Origin of the sequence: Pedobacter sp. KACC 23697 (genome assembly GCF_045348445.1) — a bacterium.
Lineage (GTDB): Bacteria > Bacteroidota > Bacteroidia > Sphingobacteriales > Sphingobacteriaceae > Pedobacter.
The window spans coordinates 433139-451968 of record NZ_CP157485.1; the positions used below are offsets into that span (position 1 = coordinate 433139).

An 18830-nucleotide genomic window follows, 5' to 3' on the forward strand; every position below is an offset into this window, starting at 1 on the left:
GTTAAACCTGATTAAAAATAAATTTACTTCTTTCAGCGCTTATTGAATTCATTTTTTTCCAGAAGATTTTTGAGATCACTTTTCTGGCTATTTTATTCAGTAAACCAATAATTTTTGTGTTTGTCCATCTGTTTATAGGGCCAATTTTACAGCTGATTATTAATTTACGGTAAAAGGAAATGTTAAACTTATTAATAGAAATGTTTTTCGACCCGGCTCCATAATGAATAAAATCTGACCGATACTGATAGGGGAGGTGATGAAACCTTTTACCGGGTAATGCTCTTAATTCATTTTGAAAATAGGCCGCAGAATCAAATGCATGCACTTCACCATCACGGATTTCCTCATAATAGAAATGGGATCTTTTGGATAGTTGAAATGCTTCTTTTTTGTAAATGCAGAACCAGGTGTGGTTCCGTTCATACAAATGCATATTTCTTCCTGAATAGCTATCAAAACAAAATGCGGTTTCATTATAACAGGTGCTGGCGAGTATACAATCTGGATTTTGTAAAGCCAACAATAAATGAAAATAAAATTCAGGGTTTAAAACCTCAAAATCAGCATCAACAGTTGCAATGTAATCTGTATTAAATTTGGAAAGTTCTGAAGTCCAGAGTTCATCATAATTTTCATTGACATCATCTCTTACACGATCAATTCCTTCAGGAGACGTAATCGTTTCGCCGGCAACGAAATTTTTAGTCCTGATTTTTTCTGTATTGTCAAATATTTGAACATAAGGATATGCAGCCCACTTTATTGCATATTCATTAAGATTTTCTGGAGTGAGGGCATTTAAATAAATGAATAACTTAAAATTTTGTTTTTCAATATAGTTAAGTCTGTTGTATATTTTTTCAAAGCTTTTAATACCATAATCTCCAAACATACAGTCTCGGTTGGTTACCAGCATAAAGAATGTGATAGACTTCAATGTCATATTTTCTTTCATTTAGTTATTGAGGTCAATCCAGTTATCTCTCAATACAAGATTTCTCATTTGAGGCCTGGTCATCAGCTTTAGGTCGTAAGTAATGCGGTTGATGTGATAAAAAGTCTGTGCCATTGTAATTCTCCAATTATCCCTGGCCCTTAAAAAGTGCCACGGGGTAACTAACGATTTATATAAAATAGTCATAAAATTACGAAGTATATTAGCGAACAATTTTGAATTGCTCAAGCCATTGGCGGCCCTGTAAATGGTAAAACTATCGCAATTGGCCTGGTTGGCGAACCTTTTATTCAAATAACGTTGCGTCATCCTCGTCTCGGGAATAATATGGCGAATAATGGATGAACCATTATAGGCCTGCAAATAACCCAGATTGAGCAGTTTGATGGATAAACCAGTTTCTCCATCTCCAATCCATTCACCTTTGGTATTTTCCGGATTAAAGCCACCAGCCTTAATAATTGCTTCTTTTAAAATTGCTTCATGACAACTAAAAATATTGATCATCTGATCGGAGATAATTAAAGGAGTTTCGTCCAGATTGAGACTTAAATGGGCATTCAGGCAATACTTTAGTATCCAGTTCGGCGGTGTAATGGCCCATTTTGGCAATACCCGCCCACTCACTACTGCAATTTTATCATTAACTTCGAAAGTTTGAAGCAGGTTTGTTAATAAATCCGGATCCGCAATCATATCATCATCTGTATAATACAATACCTCGCCTTTTGCATACTGAATTGCTGTGTTGCGCGCATAATGTACACCTTGCCTTTGTTCTTCGTAATATTTTATTATTGGGTATTTTGCGGATAATTCTTTTATTACAGCTAATGTATGATCTGTAGAGTTATTATTTACTACAATAATTTCGAGCATATTTGGATAGTTTTGAAGTACAAAACTTTCCAGGGTCTGTTTTATGAATAATGCCCTGTTATAGGTTGGAATAATAACGGAAACAGTTTTCATTTTTTAATTTCTGTTATAAATGCGCGCCGTTAACCCGGATAAGATTCCATTCAGCTAACAAAATCGCGCAAGGGGATTCTATTTTTCCAAAATCTGGAAACCATTTGTCAGGTGCGTATACACGTGCATTTTTAATATTTAAATAAGCTCCCCACCAACTGAAAGTACTATTAGAAATAATACAGATATCAGCATGCATCATAAACTGAAAATCTATAATTTCTGTTGACCGTGAAATATATTTATTATCTAAATATCCAAATTCGGATTCTAAAAATGCTGTGTCGTCGCTAATTAAGATGTAGTAATTATTTTTACTTTCAATGGCTGAAATTGCATCGTGATAATAAGATGCCGGTAATTGTATGTTATAATGAAAATAATCTGATCGCCTAACATGAATAACCACATATTTGTAGCCTCTGGGCAAATCATCAAATATATTTCTAAAATCTGTCTGAAATTTTTCTTTAATCGTAAACCTAGCTTTTATTTCTTCCTTGTATGCAGCGAAATAATACTCCGATTGAAAAAAGCCTGTAAATAATTTTTGATCTTTCAGTTTTAAGCTTTCAAGCTTCGGATCTAACTGATCAGATATATAAACTTCCTCATAGTTCAGGATTTTTCTTAACAGGGTATAAAATTTTTGTTTGAGATAAACTGAAAAAAAATCATCAAATCCTTTAACAGAAAAAATAGTTTGATCTAGGTAATAGAAGATATCTGATGTCTGTTCAAAATATTTAGGAATAAATAAGGATTGAAGCCGCCTATCAAAATAAAACCTGGAACCCAGTTTTTTAGCGGTAGCGTAAGCAAAAGCATACTGGAATAGCTGATTGCCTAGTCTGCCTTGTAATTCAACTCCAATCATATCTGAGCGTAGGAATGAATAGATACAGTTTTGGTAAAACTATTATTTGCATCATGGAAAGAGGTTGCATTAAAGCAATATTCCCTCTTTATCTTTGTTTTCTCGCTGTTCAATAAATAATTTCCATAAAGTTCATACTCCGAAAATCCAGATTCATCATTATAATCAACATTTTCAAGAATAGCCTGATCCCAAGATTTTTTATGAATAATTTCAATTTTGGTTTTCAAATTATTTAAAAATTCTTTATTGAACATCATGTAGTGCGTAATAAAGGAGAGTAAAGAAGTGGTTTCATGATGAAGAATTTTCTTATAAGTTATATGATAGGGCATATGTCTTTCAGTTGAGTGGTCTAAAATAACTTTCCGGTTATGAAAAAAAACTTTAGGCTTTATAAATATTGTATCTGCATCTATAACTAACAAGTTATCCATTTCTACTACTTTATCTGCACCTAGTTTGAGTAGCTGTTGAAAGAGCCAGCCAGATCTGTCAATACCATTGACTATATATTTTATCATTGTTTTGTCATAACCCAAAACCGTTTTTTCATCTATAAAAGATAATTTAAGGCTGTTACAAATATTGAGAATAGATTGTTCTGGATTTGCCGCAACAAATATTTTATTGATAGGATGTTTTACAAATTTATTTATCCCATTAATAACCTGCGTCAGGTGATGAATATCTTTTATAGATACGGGAATAAAAACATCAATTGGTACTTCGCTAAAAATTTTTTTACGGAAATTAACATCATAGTTGATTAAAGGATTCAACACAGACAGTCGCCATAACAGTAAATCCCTTTTACTTGTAAAATTAGGTGCGTAAATCCTGTAGTTCTCATGAAATCCCCTGATTTTTTTTAATAGCCGAAGTAGTAAATAAATACTTACACTAATGGGATTATACTTTTTTAAAAAGGCTACCAAATCAATTTGGGTTTTAAAATAATTTTTTAAGTCTGTTAAAAATTCTTGCTAAGAATGTTTTAATCTTCGATTTGCGCCGTAGCAATGAGAATCTTTCAAATAATTGCCTGACTTTAACTTTAGTTGCAAATTCTTTATTTAGAAATATTGCATCGCCAGAATATTCACCATAATTAGTGAAACCAACTAAGGTAAAGTTTTTGCTTTTCAAAAAACTATTGATTTTTTTGAATAACGGTTGGTTTTTGTAAATTTCCATAAACTCAACCTCTAAATGGATAAGCTTCACTATTGAGATATTTCGTTCCAAACCGTGGAGAGCCATTAATTCTGCACCCTGTATATCCATCCAAAGAATGTCAACTTGAGCTATATTTTTTTCTTTAATAAAAGTGTTTAAAGTAATACTATCAACTTTTATCTCTTCCTGAACATATTGCTCTATAGGGTACTGACCAGATGATTTGAGCATGGATGAAGCACCTTGATTCCCATCTTCCCATGTTGTTATCGTTTTATTTTTATCTATTTTAAAAAATGAAACTTTACCATCTGAGTCAGAAATGGCTTTTTCAGTTAAGATGATATTAGAATAGTCTTCGATGTTTTTTCTGCATTTATCCAAAGTATTCGGATTACATTCGAATGCATAAATTTGAGCACTCGGATAAATTTTAGCGAATTCAATTGTGTCTTCGCCATATCTGGAACCAAATTCTAAAATAGTTTGAATATTACTATAACCGAATAATTCATTTGCAATTTCGGTAACTTTATTTATTGCCTCTGTTGATGCCTCGATAATCATAATTTGATCCAATTTAAACTGGGTCTCACAACTCCATGAAATTTGTCAGTATAATTGCCTTTTCGTGTATCCGAGTCAAAATCTTCCATTACTTCAAAAGAAATATCATGTTGTAAATGAATGTAGAAAGGGTTAGAGGTCGTTATGCCAAGCGTAAAAATATATGATAAATCATTTAATAAATCTTTGGGTATCCAGACAACCCATTTATGGATGCCTAAGGTATAGTCATTCGTTTGTTTAACGGCATGAAAAACTTTTTCTTCATTCGTCGTTGACAATAAAAACGAAAGATCTGGCTTGTATTCAATATCAATTATTTCATAGGTAATTAAAAATCCAATAGTTGTAGATACATGTATGATGTTGATATCTTCCATGTTTTCATTGACTATTTTTAGCTCTTTGAGTACTACATGACTATCTCCAACAGCGTAATCACTTATTCCCTCGGAAAAGTAACTATTGAGGGAATTCGCATAATTAAGTTGGTAAATATTGCTAACATCTTCAATTTTACCACTTTCTTTTATCATTCCGTCAGCTAGTAAAAACCCAGTTTGGCATAATTGCTTTACACTTGCCATATTATGGCTCACAAACAATACCGTCCTACCTTCGCCCTTACTCACTTCGCCCATTTTGCCCAAACACTTTTTCTGAAATTCGGCATCTCCCACGGCAAGTACCTCATCTACAATCAGTATTTCACTTTCCAGATGGGCAGCAACAGCAAAGGCCAGACGAACATACATCCCGGAGCTATATCGTTTTACCGGTGTATCCAAATATCTTTCTATCCCGGCAAAATCTACAATTTCATCCAGTTTGCGTTGGATTTCTTTTTTTCGCATGCCTAAAATGGCGCCATTTAAAAAGATGTTTTCCCGGCCACTCAACTCCGGGTGAAAACCTGTGCCTACTTCTAACAAACTGGCTATGCGGCCACGACCAGAAATTTTACCGGTAGTAGGCGCGGTCACCTTGCTGAGTATTTTAAGTAAAGTGCTTTTGCCAGCCCCATTTCTGCCGATGATTCCAACCGCATCACCCTGTTCAATTTCGAAATTGATATCTTTCAAACTCCATACCACATCGCTTTCACTTTTGGTATGTTGATCATTACTTTCACCAATGCGTAAAAAAGGGTCTTCCTTGCCACGAATCCTCGCATACCAACGTTCCAGATCGCGACTGATCGTACCAGTGCCAATCTGCCCCAACTGATAGGCTTTGCTTAGGTTTTCTACTTTTATAGCGATGTTCGACAAGAGTTTAGGGGGTTAGTGTTTATCAGAAAAAGGTTAGTGGTTAGTTAATTATGGTTTAGACTTGTTAATCTGTGAATTTCTAAGTCCACTAAGTTTAATCGTTATGTCTTCTATTTTTGATCGATGTAATAAATATTCTTCTTGTGTGATATAATCAAGATCCAAAGCTGCGATTAAATGATTTAATGTTTCGAGCGTAGTAGTGTAAGCCATATTGGTATAGTGAGCTTTGTCTTTCGGTGTAATTTTTCCAGAACCTTCAGCTAAACAAGCGCCAATGCTGCTAACAGATCTCTTCAGCTGACTAACCAATCCGAAAGTTTCTTCCTTCGGAAATTTTGGTGTTAACAAATAAATAGATTTTCTTAAACTTCTCGCAAGTTGCCAAACTTCTAATTTCTCAAATGAATAGGTGTACATTTTCCTTATTTTAATAGATGGATAAATAAGGGATGATTGAAATGAATATATGAAATTTTCTGTAAAACTCAAAACAAATATGGTATGCTAAACACTAACCTCTCTAACCATCTAAACCGTATCTACAAAATTCCGTTCTACCTTATTAAAAACCAGCGTACCAAATAACAGTAAAGCTATGGTTACCATTGTGGCGTAGCCCAAACTAAACCAGCTAAAACTTCCTTCGCCGAGAAAGCCATAACGGAATGTTTCTATAATGGGTGTCATTGGATTATACTGAATGATCCAGGCATACGAAGGGTATTTTTTAATGGCTTCAGAGAGCGGATAGATTACCGTAGTGGCATACATCAATAACTGCACGCCAAAACTGATGAGAAACGCGAGGTCCCGATATTTAGTGGTCATGGCGGAGATGATCATTCCTGCGCCTAAACCCAATAATGCCATTAATATAATAATGACAGGGAAGAGGCAAATGGCCCAGCTGATTCCAAAATGAGCACCTGAAAAATAATAGTAAGCCATTAAAATCAGCAACAAGGCCATCTGTACGGCAAAACGGACCAAATTGCTTACCACAATACTGAGCGGCATAATTAATCTGGGGAAATATACCTTCCCAAAAATGCCTGCATTGTCCTTAAAAACGGATGAGGTTTTGGTTAAACAATCGGCAAAGTAATTCCACGCGGTAATTCCGGCCATATAAAATAAAGGCTTGGGTAAACTATCGGTTGAGATACCTGCCAGGTTGCCAAAGATAAAGGTGAAAATGATGGTGGTAAACAGGGGCTGGATAAAAAACCAAAGCGGACCTAAAATGGTCTGTTTATAAAACGAAACAAAATCTCTCCTGACCAATAATACCAGAAGATCGCGATAGGCCCAAACTTCATGTAATTTGAGATCCAATAAAGAAGATTTCGACTCAATGGTCCACTCTTGCTCTTCTTTAAGCATATCAGTTTTGGTTACTTTTCATGTTCAATACTGTCAATAAACTTCAACCGGAGTTGGACTAATTTTCCCATTAAGCAACAGGTTTCTCAGGGATTTTAAGTATTGTTTATATCCAAATGCCTGCATACATTTTTCCTGAAGGTTTTTTTTATCCTCATCACTTTGGTGATGTTGTAACAGCATAGAAATACCATACAGTATGTCTTCCTGGTTATCCGGATCAACCAATAATCCAAGTGCTCCGTTTTGAAGGGCATCTACACTGCCATCCTTATTCCCTGCAATTACCCTGAGGCCGCTGGCCATGGCTTCGATAAATACAATTCCAAATCCTTCTTTTTTACTCGGGAGTATAAAAACGTCAGACAGTAAAAAGTGTTCGGTAAGTTCGGCTTCATCAATAAAACCGACCAGTCTGATATGCTCCTGAAGGTGGTTTATGGCAATTAAATCATCTAGCCGTTTTTTTTCTACAAGGTCCCATTTGCCGGCCAACACATAAACCAGGTTGGGGTATTCCTCCAATAGTTTTGGCAGCAGCTCAATGGTATGGTCATATCCTTTATATTTTTCTGAGGAAGACAACCGGGACAGGGAGAACAGAATTAAATTTTTGCGATTTAAATGATATCGATCTAATAAAATCTGTGGTTTATCGTAATCGCCGGGCAGATAATAAAATGGATCAAGGCAATTGTTTAACACTTCAAGCTGAGCTGAAGGAATGTGATGCATTTCCATGATCTTATCTGCTGTAAACTGACTTACGCAAATAATTTTATCCAACTGATTTAACATCTTAAGTTTGGTGTCTGAAAGCTTTTTCCAGATTTCTATTCCATGGGCCAATAAATAGATTCTTTTATGAGGATGTAATTTTTTGATGAAATAAACAATATTGATCAAATGGATATGACTTAACAAGATCACATCTGCTTTTAGCCCACTTAAAAAAGATTGTACCACGAATCTTTCTTTGTTTCCGTTAAAGCCCCGAAATTGGTTTTTGCTCAGGTATCTGGAATCGCGGTCGGCATTTTTGTCATACATGGAATATACTGTCGATTGAACAAGTTCTTCTTCGCTCAGATCGTATAACACACGCGATAAACTTCTGCAAACCTTCTCAATGCCACCGGTAAAGCTAAAAGTTTTAAGCGTTAAAAATAATACCCTAGTTGGCATGATATATTCTGTATAAGGCTAATGCAGAACTCCAGTGTAATTTGTTTTCTCCAAAGTTTTGTATAAGCGATTTTGCCCTTTTATTTGCATATCGTGATGGGTCGGCAATGTCGCAGCTTTTTCTCATCCATTCCTGAAAAGGAAAGGTAAAACCCATTTTAGATCTTTTCCAGGTTTCTACCGGCAGATCTTCTTTATAAGCTTCTACCAGGAGTTTTTTTTTCTGTTCGTAACTGAACTTGATATCATTGGAGATCGAAAGCACGAGATTGATAAAATTGTTGTCCAGAAATGGAACCCTTACCTCAACGCCATGGCTCATGCTCATAAAATCGGTATCTTTTAACAACTGATTTTGCATATACATGTTAAACTCATACCAGCTTGCCCGGGTTTCGTTACTGGTTTTTTTGATGCTGGGGTGAAGGGGAATCTCTTCGAGACAGTCGATAACTGTTTTCATATCAGTGTCCAGTAAATCTGCAATCACATCAGGTGAATAAACTCCTCTCAAACACAGGTATTCGCCAATAGGAGAGTTTAAACTAAGGTAATACAGCCGTTTAAACTTAATATTATTAGAGAATCGCATACTTCGTAACACGCTTTTACTCAGCCAATTCAGGTTTTGTATTTTATGTATCCGGTCAAAGGATGGGTAGCCTCCAAAAAGTTCATCGGCACCTAAACCCGAGAGCACCACTTTTATTCCGTGTGCTTTTGCTGTTTTGCACACAAACCAGGTATTGATCCCGTCGTTTGTAGGTTGGTCCATATCGGCTAAAACATTTTCGAAATTCTGTACGAAATCGCGATAGGTAATAAGCTGCTCAATTTTTTGAATATTCATTTTCTGAAGCAGGCTATTCCGCTGTTTTTTTTCTGAAAAATCTATTTCATTAAAATTGGCCGAAATGCTTGATAAGTGATTGTGATTGTACTGATTGGCCAGTATGGTAATGATGCTCGAATCAAGACCGCCGCTGAATAATACACCCAAATCAACATCAGAAATCATTTGTTGCTTGATCGAATAACCAAGCTGTTCGCGGATTCTTTCTATCGCGTAGCTTTCGTTGTTAATGCGCATATTGCTTTCAAACTCATGGTACGATTGGATAGTGTATTCCGCACTGCCGATGTTATATTTCAGAAAACAGCCTTTGCCCAGGCTATACACATTTTTAAGGGTAGTGTAAGGCTCAGGGATATGGCCAAAAGCAAGATAATAGATCCGCCAATGATCATTTTCTTGTAAAATATCTGCATGCGCGAAGGCTTTTACTTCTGATGCAAAGGTTAAAGTTTCATGATCAAAATGATAATAAAGTGGCTTTATTCCGTTTTGATCCCGAACGAGGTAAACAGACTGTTCCCGTTTATCGAAAATACAGCATGCAAAAACACCATCGAATTTTTCAAAAGCTGCTTCTCCCCAGTGCTGGTAAGCATAGATGATTACCTCTGTATCTGTTTTTGTCTTAAATATGTAACCTAAATTGATTAATTCGGTTTTAATCTGGAGGTAATTGTAAATTTCTCCGTTATAGGTAATCACCAGGTCTTCTTTATGGCTCAACATCGGCTGGTGCCCGGCTGAACTCAGGTCTAAAATAGCTAAGCGGCGGTTACCCAAACATATGGGCATATTTTCAACAGCATAAAGGCCATAGTCATCAGGTCCACCATGTTTCATACTATCGCACATGGCCTGTACCTGCCGGTTAACGCTTTCAGATGATTTTTTACTATTGATGATGCCTGCTATGCGACACATTTTTTTGTATAAATTTAAACTGTATGCTCTGCACCAGATACAGCTTCGCCTCTTCAGTCACATGATTTTTTCAAAAAATGACCGATTAATTGTCTTTATAAATAAGCGTAAATACCATTTATCAGCATTTAAACGCTGTTAATGGCACTTTTGCCATCTTTGCTCACATACACCACATTCCATCCTCCCTCTTACATTTTCATTACAAAATCGGCTCTATAAAAGCTATCGAAGTATTGATATTAATCGAATAGCCCATATCCTGTAAACGTAAAATAATACGTTGTTTATGATGTACCGATACCAATTCTGCCCTCATGCCTTTAAAAGGCCCTGCCTTAATCAATACGCTTTCCCCCGGTTTAATGTCATAATCTATAAGTTCCAGATCGGCATCTGTAGCGAGCAAGAGCTTAAGGTCATGGATTTGTTGGTCGGGAATAGAAGCGACCCGGTTAGAGAAATAAATAAATCTGGCAACACCATTCGTCATCAAAACTTCTGCATATTCTCTCGCCGAAATATACGCAAATAGATAAGATTTAATCAAGGGCTCTTCTACGATTTTTTTACGGTCGCTCCACTGCTTAACTGCCTTTTTAAGTGGTAAATAAGTTTGGATTCCTTTTCTTTTCAGTTCTCCGTTCGCTTTTTTTTCTGCTCTCGAATGTGTATAAACCGGATACCACCTGTAATTTTGATCTATCATTTGGCTTAACCTTATCCTGAATCTTTTTTAATTTCTGCGCTTTTTTTCCGTTTAAATGCGCTAAACTATTAGCGATCTAACTCTTTTTTTTCCAAAATTCCCACCAGCTTTTCTCATCATCGTAATAGCCGCTTTTTCCATATCCCGTATAATTGGAATAATAATATGTTCCGCTATTGCTGTGTGCATAATTGGTGGTATATATATTTGCATGTAATTTTTCATCCCCAAATGAATTTAGGATAATGGCAATATTGTTTAGGCCATATTCTTTTGATAAACGATCGGGAATAGTGGCTGCTCTGAATTTAGAAACGCCTGAACGGATAATAAAGAGATTGATATCGGCTTTTCTGATGAGTGGTACAGAATCTGAAACCAAGCCAACCGGCGCAGTATCAATAATGATGTACTCGTAACTTTCCCTAAGTTTTTCGATCAGTATTCCCATCGATTTGTGATGGAGGAGTTCTGAAGGATTTGGAGGTACCGGGCCAGAAGTGATATAATCGATATTGTGCCGTTCATCTGTAAATATAATATCGGCTAAATCAGCCTGTTTAGATAGATAATTACTTAAACCAATGTGATTGTCGGAACCAAAGGCATAGTGGAGTTTAGATTTACGCAAATCTGCTGCAATCAGAATTACCTTTTTATCGATAATGGATAGCGTACCCGCCAGATTTAAACTAACGAATGATTTCCCTTCTCCTGAAACTTCAGAAGTAATACAAATAACCTTGGTATCCTGATCGCTGGCCATGAAACTCAGGTTTGTCCTTACAGACCTGACCGATTCGGCAAATATAGATTTTGGACGTTCTATTGATAAAACACTTTCGCCTGGCTGTACTTTTTTAGGATATTTTAAAATTACGCCGATAATAGGTGTTGCCGTTAAACCCTCAATTGTTTCGATATCGTATAAATAAGGATTTAATATTCTAACCAGCAGGATTAAACCCAGACCGGTAAATAAGCCCATAAACAGGTAAGAAGAATAAATTTTCTTTGGCACAGGAGAAATCGGAAAGAAAGATGGCTGTGCCAGGCTGATAATGGTAGCGCCGGAAATTACTGCAGCAGAACTGATCTGTGCGGAGAGTTTTCGTTCAAACAACATCGAAAACATGCGTTGGTTGATGTCGAAATTACTCTGCAGTTTGGCAAAATCGTTCTGTTTGGCCGGAATGCTGCTTAAAGTATTGTTGGCCTGGCCAATTTGTCCCCTCAGGTAATTAATGGTTTTTTGATTACGCTCATGTAACAAACGGATATTGGTTACAATGGCCTGCTTTACTTCATTAATTTGGCGGTTAATATCCTGGATGGGCTGAGCATCGGCATTAAAATTCTGTAATTTATTTTCCCTGGTGATAATGAGTCCATTAAGCTGTGTAATTAAACCCGTTAACAGTGTACTGTTTGTACCCTCTAAGTTTAAGTTAAGTTGTATCCGGTCTCTATTGTTTTTAACCTGTGTTTCCAACTGTTGGATGCCAAGTTCCTGCAGTTGCAATTCTGCAACCTGGTTTTGTAGATTGCTGAGTTTAGAACTTCCCAATTGCTTGTCGGTATTGGGATCAATGAGTTTATTGTCACTTTGAAAACTCGAGAGCTTGTTGCCCGCCTTATGCACCTGTTCATCTAAAAATGCAATCTGGCTATCCAGATAATCTATGGTTTGTTTTGCGGATCGTTTTTTAAGTGTAGCATCATTCTTAACATATTGTTTAATGATTTCGTTGAGTATATCAGCAGAAAAAACAGGATTACTATCGGTATGGGTAACCCCCATTATATTGGTGTTTCTCTCCTGTTCAAATACATTTAAGCCACCGGCAGCCCTGCCATACAAATCTCTGATCCCGTTAAATTTAAAACTGTACTTTCCATTGGCAGGGATTTCGGTTTTAATGGTAAATACCATATTTCCGGCATTTACGGCTTGTCCGTAATGGTATTTTTTTAAATCCTTGTTGTTATCATCGCTACTTGATAGTTCAAAGGTTTGGCGATCTATTGGTTTAACAGAATAGGTAGCCCTGCTAAAATTAACCGAATCCTGAGTCAGAATATCAACCTGAAAAGGTTGTTTGGGGTAAAGTTCGGTTACACGTACCCTGCCTTCCAAATAGTAACTGATTTTATAATCCAGGTTTTTTAATGCGTTTAAAATTACTTCTTCCGAACGCATGATAATACCTTCAGTTTGGATCTGGTTTTGATTAAAGGGACGATAATTTAATGGCGATCCAGGAAGTGAGTTTATTTGTTGCTGTTGGTTGTCATCTAACTTTAGTGAGGCAGAAGTAATATAGATGGGGGTGATACTCCGAACATACAACCAGGCCAATACAAAACTGATCAGCACTGTTCCGGCCACCCAATACCATCTGCTGAGAAAAATCAAGGCGATTTTCCAATAGTTAATGGTCTGGCTGGCTAACTTTCTATTTTCGGTTGGGTTAGTTTGATCCATTAGCGGGTGAGGGTAAAGATTAATACGGCCAGGTTAACTACAACAAGAAAAGGTTGCACAATATTATTCACACTGGTTAGCTTTTCGCTCAGCGCCGAGCTCTTGGTTTGTTGCAGTACAATAATATCATTATTCTGAAGAACCAGTTTTTTGCTGGCTAAACTGTTAATGTCGTTCAAATTGACATAAATGATTTCCGGGTGACTCCTATCACCACGGATGATTTTAAGGGTTTTAGGGTCTGCTGTTTTACTAATACCTCCCGCTTCACCAATAATATCAATTAAGGTCGTGTTTTCGCGTTCCAGTAAAAAATTTCCCTGCCTGCTAAATTCTCCTAATAAAGTAACCTTTAAATTAACTACGCTGAGTTCTATAATAGGATCGCGAAGTAATTGTTTAGCATATAAATCCTGTATTTTAATGGCTGCTTCCCTTCTGCTGAGGCCTGATACCGCCACTTTTCCGATAGCCGGAAGATTTACCTTACCGTCAACATCGACCAGGTAAGAAAGGGTGTTGTTAATAGACCCACTTGCGGTTTGGTTACTCATTGTACTGCTGTTGGTAGCTGGGTTGGCCCCAAATTCCTTGTTTTGCAAGTTTCGGATGGCCAGTTGGTCGTTCACCTTTATTTTATAATAGGCATCACTAATCCCCTGATCATTTACTACGTAGACCTGTTTAATGGTATCGGTAACCATATCACTTGGAGCATTAAACAGACTATGTTCCTTTCTGGCAGCACAGCTGGCTAGTGCAATGCTAATAGATAAAAAACAAAGAAATTTTAAAATTGCTTTTGTTGGGATCATAGTCTTAGTCAGAATGTAAATTGAAGGTTGGGCACACCTGCAAAAATATACGGTAAAGATGCTTAAAAAAAATTAATTTAGAATAGAGGTGCCTTATTACGATCTAAAACGTCAAAGCAAAATATTTGATCTTTCTTACGTTTAATTTTATATGATCCTTATAAACAGCGTCTTTCAATTCTTAATTTTTCAATTTAAAGATTAATTAATAAACGTAATTAAATCCAGGGTAGTTTTTTAAATTGATATAGATCAACCGGAAAGTGTTCTTGCTGAATTGTACGGTTTTTTCTGTAGATAATGGAACTGATTGAATGATATATAATTCGATGCAAATGTTTTAGAAATCGGTTATGATCTTATCTGTTGATTGCTGCATGATGATCATATGGTATTAACAGAAACCCGATAATAAACTTCACTGCTAAAATACGCGTTTATTTAGCCATTTGGTTTAAATCAGAAGCATCTTGTTTGGGCTTTTTAAAATAGAAAAGCGTTAATGCAACAGAGGAAACTAACAACAATCCAATATGATCATCTAACGGGCAATTTACAGTAAAATTTTCGTAAGATGGGTTGTGCACGGTAGATGCATAATCAGTTTTATCTAAATCGCAACCAATCTGAACTGTGCCGGAACCACTTGGGCTAGGTCCGGAAAAAACATTTCCCCCACTGACGCATGATTGTGGTACGGAGTAGTCAGACCCGAAGATATAGCGGTACTCATTTACATTATTAGAATTATTGGGGTCGTACACATATACATTACGTAAATAATGCGTGTACATTCTCGATCCAACTAAACAGCCCTGAGGAGGCGGAGGTACAGAAGAAACAGGTATGGAAGCAAAACCATTGGCAACGCACAAACAAGTTAAAGAAAGAGATATAAGAGCTAAATTAAAAAAAATACGCATCTGAAATTTATAATAGGTATTAGGCTGATTTATATGACATGCAAAGTTAAGATGAAAATTGATATATTTTTTTTTTCGCCTCGCTGATAAAGTTTTTTTTGATCCAGATCAACTATATTGTGTAATCAAAATCAATATAAATGCGTAACCAGATAATTGATTAAAATGGCGTTAGCATGTGTAGCTTGATAAAGGCTGTTCATTTTGTTCATGATAATTGTCAATAGATTGATAATAAGTTTTCGATCACTGCATTTTTCAAAATATGCCTCTAAACATTCCTGAAACAGATTTTGTAACAAATTGCACAGATAAACAACTTTATCGTTTATTTTTTTTATGTCTTTTTTTAAAACCAGGCTGTTTTGGACAATATTTATCACTTCTTATTTTGCAATATTTGCAAAATATTGTAGTATAAAAAATACTACATAGGTTTTTTATGAAGTTTTTATTGTCTATCTCAATCCTTTTTTTAGGATCTTTTTTTAATTTATTATTTGCTCAAACCACTGGAAAGGGCTGCAACTTGGGGAATTCTGTCGCAACACAATTTTTAGGAACAGCTACTTATAATGGGCATTCAGATCAATTTGTAAGAGTTTATAGTTCCAGTTCGGCCACTATTGTACCCATAATTAATGGAAATGGTTATGCCGGCTATAGGTGCGGTTATATAAATATATACCCTTCGGGTAGCAGGTATGTTGCCGCCACTAATTCTAATGTATCTTATAGTGCCGCTAACGAGATTACAGCAACTTACAGTAGCAGGTGTGCAACAGCAGCTTCCCTTCCTGCTAATTATGTTAGTAATAGTGGTGGTGCAGAAAGTAACGAGGAGGTAGATTACAGATACAATGATCCTGCATATTATGCTGATGCTGATCCAAATTATCCATGTGCCAGCCAGCCAAATAATTTACCTATAGATGATTATACTTCCATATTGGTTGTTTCCATTAGTATTACGGGCTTTTTGTGTGTGCGTAAGAGAGCAATAATATAGTTATAATAGCCTAAAATTATTATTTTCTAATATCTGTTCATCCTAAAATAGGAATGGTAGTAAGTGCTTGATGAGGAAAGTAATAATTATTGAACAAAACGAACGTAGTTTGTAGTTATCGGCAGGCGTAAATTAGTGCATCAGTTTTATGGTGTATGAAAAGTTTTTGCCTGCTCGTTTTGATCTTTCTTACCTATGAATGCTCCTTTGCTCAAGGCTCAGCTTCGGGGTGTTTCATACCCTATTATAATAGGGTTTATACTTCTAACGCACTTGAGGTATTAGGTTCATCTCAACTATTCAATAACTCGCCTTCAGTAGGTTTATCTACTAATTATTGTAGTTGGACACCCAGCGCTACTGCTTCATCATGTGTTATTTGCGATGGAACGCTCGGTTTGGATGTATTAGGTGCCAGGGTATGTTTGCTTGGCTCATTTAGATATGGTTCAGCCGGTACTTTCACTATGGTAGAATGCGACCTCGATGATCATACCTGGCTTTTTGGTGCAGCAGCAGGGCTCTTCGGCATACTCATCATCAGAAAAAGAAATAAACTTTAGGCTATTTTCTTTAGCGCTTTTACAGATCCCCTTCTGTGAATTGTTCCTTAATTTTTATATTTACCCGGGTTTAGGTTTTAGATCTTTAAAGCGCTGCAAACTCCTGGTTAATCATGAAAATATCCCTCATCACAGTTGTTTATAATGGAGAGCACTTTTTGCAAGCATGTTTTAATTCTGTAAAGGCGCAAACTTATGCTGATGTGGAATATATTGTAATTGACGGGGGATCGACAGATAGTACGTTGCAGATTATTCAAGAAAACCAGTCTGCCATTGATTATTTTATTTCAGAGAAAGATCAAGGTTTGTACGATGCGCTGAATAAAGGCATTGGAAAGGCAACAGGAGAGGTGATAGGGATTTTAAACGCTGATGATCTGTTTGCAGCAGCTGATGTACTGGCTGCAGTAGCCAAAACCTTTATGGACAGGCCAGAAATAGATGGACTTTATGGCGACCTTAATTACGTCCATCCTGAAACGCATCATATTATCAGAACGTGGAAATCAAAGCAGCATACCCATGCAGATCTTAAAAAAGGCTGGATGCCCGCACACCCCACGTTGTATTTGAAAAGATCGTTGTTTGAAAAAAATGGTGGTTATTCCCTGGATTTAGGCACCACTGCAGATTATGAATTAATCTTAAGGTTCTTTTATATCCATCAGATAGTGGCATTATATCTGCCGGTTTTAATGGTTAATATGCGAGCGGGTGGTATAAGTAACAACTCTTTAAGGAGCAGGATAGCGGCCCTTTTTGATGATTACAAAGCCCTAAGGAGAAATCATGTGCCTTACCCGCTTTTTGTGTTGATGAGGAAAAAACTAAGCAAACTCAGCCAGTTTTAATCCTTTTATTAAGATTTTCTTTGCTGTGAAGATTGCTGTTCCAACAAATGACGACAAGCTGTCTGCTGAAAATTCCTTTTTGCAATGATTATTCCTATGGAGATCCAAACAATATCAGAGAAACTGCTTCCCGTTGACTTTTGTCATGTTAAACATCTGTTAACACTGATTTTTATGGGTACATTCTTTATATTTGTATACCAAGTCATCATGCTTTGCTTAAAGATATTCTGAATACCAACCCTCACTATTTCTGTATTGCCATATTTATTCTGGCCTTTTCCGCTGTGGTGATCAGTATTCCAAGCGTAATTTATACTTCGTTAAAATATGGTCTTTTTGATAAGAACGATCTGTACCGTAAAACCCATAAACGTAATATTTCGCGTTTAGGTGGCTTGGCTATTGTGGGCAGTTTTACCGTAAGCATCCTGCTTTTTTCGGCCATAATCAATTTTAAAGAGGCTAATTTTTTAATCGCATCCTGTATTATCCTGTCAGCCCTGGGGCTAAAAGATGATGTTTATGGTACCAATACCAATACAAAATTCACCTTGCAGATTGTGGTAGCCTTTATCCTGGTGTTTTTTGGCGCTTTCCGTCTAACCAGTTTGTACGGTGTACTAGGCATAGAAGATATGGCACCACTTTGGGGAAGCCTTTTTTCGATTGCATTGATTATTTTCTTGAATAATGCCTTTAATTTAATTGATGGTATAGACGGTTTAGCAGGCAGCATTGGCATCTTAACAAGCCTGATATTTGGTGTTTTGTTTTCTTGGATGGGACAGGTTCCCTATGCATTTATTGCCTTTGCCCTGGCAGGTGCTATTGCAGGCTTTTTAAAGTACAACTGGTTTCCGGCTAAAATATTTATGGGCGATACCGGTGCACTTATTATCGGACTTATTTCTGCTGCACTGGCCATTAAGTTTATCGAACTCAACAAATTTACGGCAGGAAGTAAACCTGCCTTTTATTCTGCACCTGCAATAGCTGTGGCCATATTAATTGTGCCGATTTTTGACTCTTTAAGGGTATTTACCATTCGTATTTTAAAAGGCCGTTCTCCATTTAAGGGAGATCGTAATCATATCCACCATCGTTTAGAGCGCTTGGGGCTTAAACCCAACTGGATTGTACTTTGTACGGCCGGATTTAATCTTTTACTGATTGCTGCAACTATTGTGCTTCAAAACCTCGGGAATTTTATGCTTATTTTCCTGATCATCGGACTCTGCGTAATGTTCAGTCTACTGCTTGCCTTTGGGCTGTATAGAAAGAAAAGTCATTAAGATTT

The 18830-nt window shown here is 36.5% G+C and carries 18 protein-coding genes; 4 read left to right on the top strand and 14 right to left on the bottom strand.

All coding sequences use genetic code 11. The annotated features are described in order from the left end of the window. Position 1 precedes the first annotated feature (1 nt). From ABEG20_RS01610 to ABEG20_RS01675, 14 genes are all read right to left on the bottom strand, one after another. Complete coding sequence (locus tag ABEG20_RS01610) at positions 2-946, bottom strand: hypothetical protein (protein ID WP_406825676.1); 945 nt, start codon at positions 944-946, stop codon at positions 2-4. 12 nt (positions 947-958) lie between these two features. Further along, positions 959-1930: a glycosyltransferase family 2 protein gene (locus ABEG20_RS01615; protein WP_406825677.1), complete on the bottom strand. Its 972-nt coding sequence runs from the start codon at positions 1928-1930 to the stop codon at positions 959-961. A 13-nt stretch (positions 1931-1943) separates the two neighbouring features. Continuing rightward, positions 1944-2807, bottom strand: coding sequence for an alpha-1,2-fucosyltransferase (locus tag ABEG20_RS01620; protein WP_406825678.1), 864 nt, complete (start codon positions 2805-2807; stop codon positions 1944-1946). Continuing rightward, entirely contained in the window at positions 2804-3745 is a 942-nt protein-coding gene (locus ABEG20_RS01625; protein ID WP_406825679.1) for a DUF6492 family protein, read from the bottom strand. Before ABEG20_RS01625 ends, ABEG20_RS01620 begins: the two co-directional genes overlap by 4 nt. A gap of 13 nt (positions 3746-3758) precedes the next feature. After that, complete coding sequence (locus ABEG20_RS01630; RefSeq protein WP_406825680.1) at positions 3759-4553, bottom strand: FkbM family methyltransferase; 795 nt, start codon at positions 4551-4553, stop codon at positions 3759-3761. After that, entirely contained in the window at positions 4550-5824 is a 1275-nt protein-coding gene (locus tag ABEG20_RS01635) for an ABC transporter ATP-binding protein (RefSeq protein ID WP_406825681.1), read from the bottom strand. The genes ABEG20_RS01630 and ABEG20_RS01635 overlap by 4 nt, the downstream gene beginning before the upstream one ends. 48 nt (positions 5825-5872) lie before the next feature. Beyond that, entirely contained in the window at positions 5873-6244 is a 372-nt protein-coding gene (locus ABEG20_RS01640; RefSeq protein WP_406825682.1) for a four helix bundle protein, read from the bottom strand. Between the two features lie 111 nt (positions 6245-6355). Continuing rightward, positions 6356-7210 carry an ABC transporter permease gene (locus ABEG20_RS01645; protein ID WP_406825683.1) on the bottom strand — a complete coding sequence of 285 codons (855 nt, stop codon included), beginning with the start codon at positions 7208-7210 and terminating at the stop codon, positions 6356-6358. 33 nt (positions 7211-7243) lie between these two features. After that, complete coding sequence (locus ABEG20_RS01650; RefSeq protein ID WP_406825684.1) at positions 7244-8395, bottom strand: glycosyltransferase family 4 protein; 1152 nt, start codon at positions 8393-8395, stop codon at positions 7244-7246. Next, complete coding sequence (gene asnB / locus ABEG20_RS01655) at positions 8385-10172, bottom strand: asparagine synthase (glutamine-hydrolyzing) (RefSeq protein ID WP_406825685.1); 1788 nt, start codon at positions 10170-10172, stop codon at positions 8385-8387. Before asnB ends, ABEG20_RS01650 begins: the two co-directional genes overlap by 11 nt. A 202-nt stretch (positions 10173-10374) precedes the next feature. After that, on the bottom strand, positions 10375-10881 hold the full coding sequence (locus tag ABEG20_RS01660) for a UpxY family transcription antiterminator (protein ID WP_406825686.1): 507 nt from the start codon (positions 10879-10881) through the stop codon (positions 10375-10377). Between the two features lie 76 nt (positions 10882-10957). Continuing rightward, entirely contained in the window at positions 10958-13366 is a 2409-nt protein-coding gene (locus tag ABEG20_RS01665; RefSeq protein WP_406825687.1) for a GumC family protein, read from the bottom strand. Then, positions 13366-14181, bottom strand: a complete 816-nt coding sequence (locus tag ABEG20_RS01670; protein ID WP_406825688.1) for a polysaccharide biosynthesis/export family protein — start codon at positions 14179-14181, stop codon at positions 13366-13368. The genes ABEG20_RS01665 and ABEG20_RS01670 overlap by 1 nt, the downstream gene beginning before the upstream one ends. A 437-nt stretch (positions 14182-14618) precedes the next feature. Further along, a complete protein-coding gene (locus ABEG20_RS01675) occupies positions 14619-15056 on the bottom strand; it encodes a hypothetical protein (RefSeq protein ID WP_406825689.1) in 438 nt (145 codons plus the stop codon). A 490-nt stretch (positions 15057-15546) separates the two neighbouring features. On the opposite strand from ABEG20_RS01675, the gene ABEG20_RS01680 reads away from it, so the two are divergent. The 4 genes from ABEG20_RS01680 (at position 15547) to ABEG20_RS01695 (ending at position 18825) form a co-directional block, all read left to right on the top strand. Then, positions 15547-16113, top strand: a complete 567-nt coding sequence (locus ABEG20_RS01680) for a hypothetical protein (protein ID WP_406825690.1) — start codon at positions 15547-15549, stop codon at positions 16111-16113. Positions 16114-16268: 155 nt separating this feature from the next. Then, positions 16269-16676, top strand: a complete 408-nt coding sequence (locus ABEG20_RS01685; protein WP_406825691.1) for a hypothetical protein — start codon at positions 16269-16271, stop codon at positions 16674-16676. Positions 16677-16789: 113 nt separating this feature from the next. After that, positions 16790-17530 carry a glycosyltransferase family 2 protein gene (locus tag ABEG20_RS01690; protein WP_406825692.1) on the top strand — a complete coding sequence of 247 codons (741 nt, stop codon included), beginning with the start codon at positions 16790-16792 and terminating at the stop codon, positions 17528-17530. A gap of 215 nt (positions 17531-17745) precedes the next feature. After that, positions 17746-18825 (top strand): MraY family glycosyltransferase, encoded by a 1080-nt coding sequence (locus ABEG20_RS01695; RefSeq protein ID WP_406825693.1) that lies wholly within the window; start codon positions 17746-17748, stop codon positions 18823-18825. Positions 18826-18830: the final 5 nt, after the last annotated feature.

Coding starts and splice junctions, on each gene's coding strand:
- ABEG20_RS01610 (WP_406825676.1), bottom strand. CDS start 946: ATGACATTGAAGTCTATCACATTCTTTATGCTGGTAACCAACCGAGAC.
- ABEG20_RS01615 (WP_406825677.1), bottom strand. CDS start 1,930: ATGAAAACTGTTTCCGTTATTATTCCAACCTATAACAGGGCATTATTC.
- ABEG20_RS01620 (WP_406825678.1), bottom strand. CDS start 2,807: ATGATTGGAGTTGAATTACAAGGCAGACTAGGCAATCAGCTATTCCAG.
- ABEG20_RS01630 (WP_406825680.1), bottom strand. CDS start 4,553: ATGATTATCGAGGCATCAACAGAGGCAATAAATAAAGTTACCGAAATT.
- ABEG20_RS01640 (WP_406825682.1), bottom strand. CDS start 6,244: ATGTACACCTATTCATTTGAGAAATTAGAAGTTTGGCAACTTGCGAGA.
- ABEG20_RS01645 (WP_406825683.1), bottom strand. CDS start 7,210: ATGCTTAAAGAAGAGCAAGAGTGGACCATTGAGTCGAAATCTTCTTTA.
- ABEG20_RS01650 (WP_406825684.1), bottom strand. CDS start 8,395: ATGCCAACTAGGGTATTATTTTTAACGCTTAAAACTTTTAGCTTTACC.
- asnB (WP_406825685.1), bottom strand. CDS start 10,172: ATGTGTCGCATAGCAGGCATCATCAATAGTAAAAAATCATCTGAAAGC.
- ABEG20_RS01660 (WP_406825686.1), bottom strand. CDS start 10,881: ATGATAGATCAAAATTACAGGTGGTATCCGGTTTATACACATTCGAGA.
- ABEG20_RS01665 (WP_406825687.1), bottom strand. CDS start 13,366: ATGGATCAAACTAACCCAACCGAAAATAGAAAGTTAGCCAGCCAGACC.
- ABEG20_RS01670 (WP_406825688.1), bottom strand. CDS start 14,181: ATGATCCCAACAAAAGCAATTTTAAAATTTCTTTGTTTTTTATCTATT.
- ABEG20_RS01680 (WP_406825690.1), top strand. CDS start 15,547: ATGAAGTTTTTATTGTCTATCTCAATCCTTTTTTTAGGATCTTTTTTT.
- ABEG20_RS01685 (WP_406825691.1), top strand. CDS start 16,269: ATGAAAAGTTTTTGCCTGCTCGTTTTGATCTTTCTTACCTATGAATGC.
- ABEG20_RS01690 (WP_406825692.1), top strand. CDS start 16,790: ATGAAAATATCCCTCATCACAGTTGTTTATAATGGAGAGCACTTTTTG.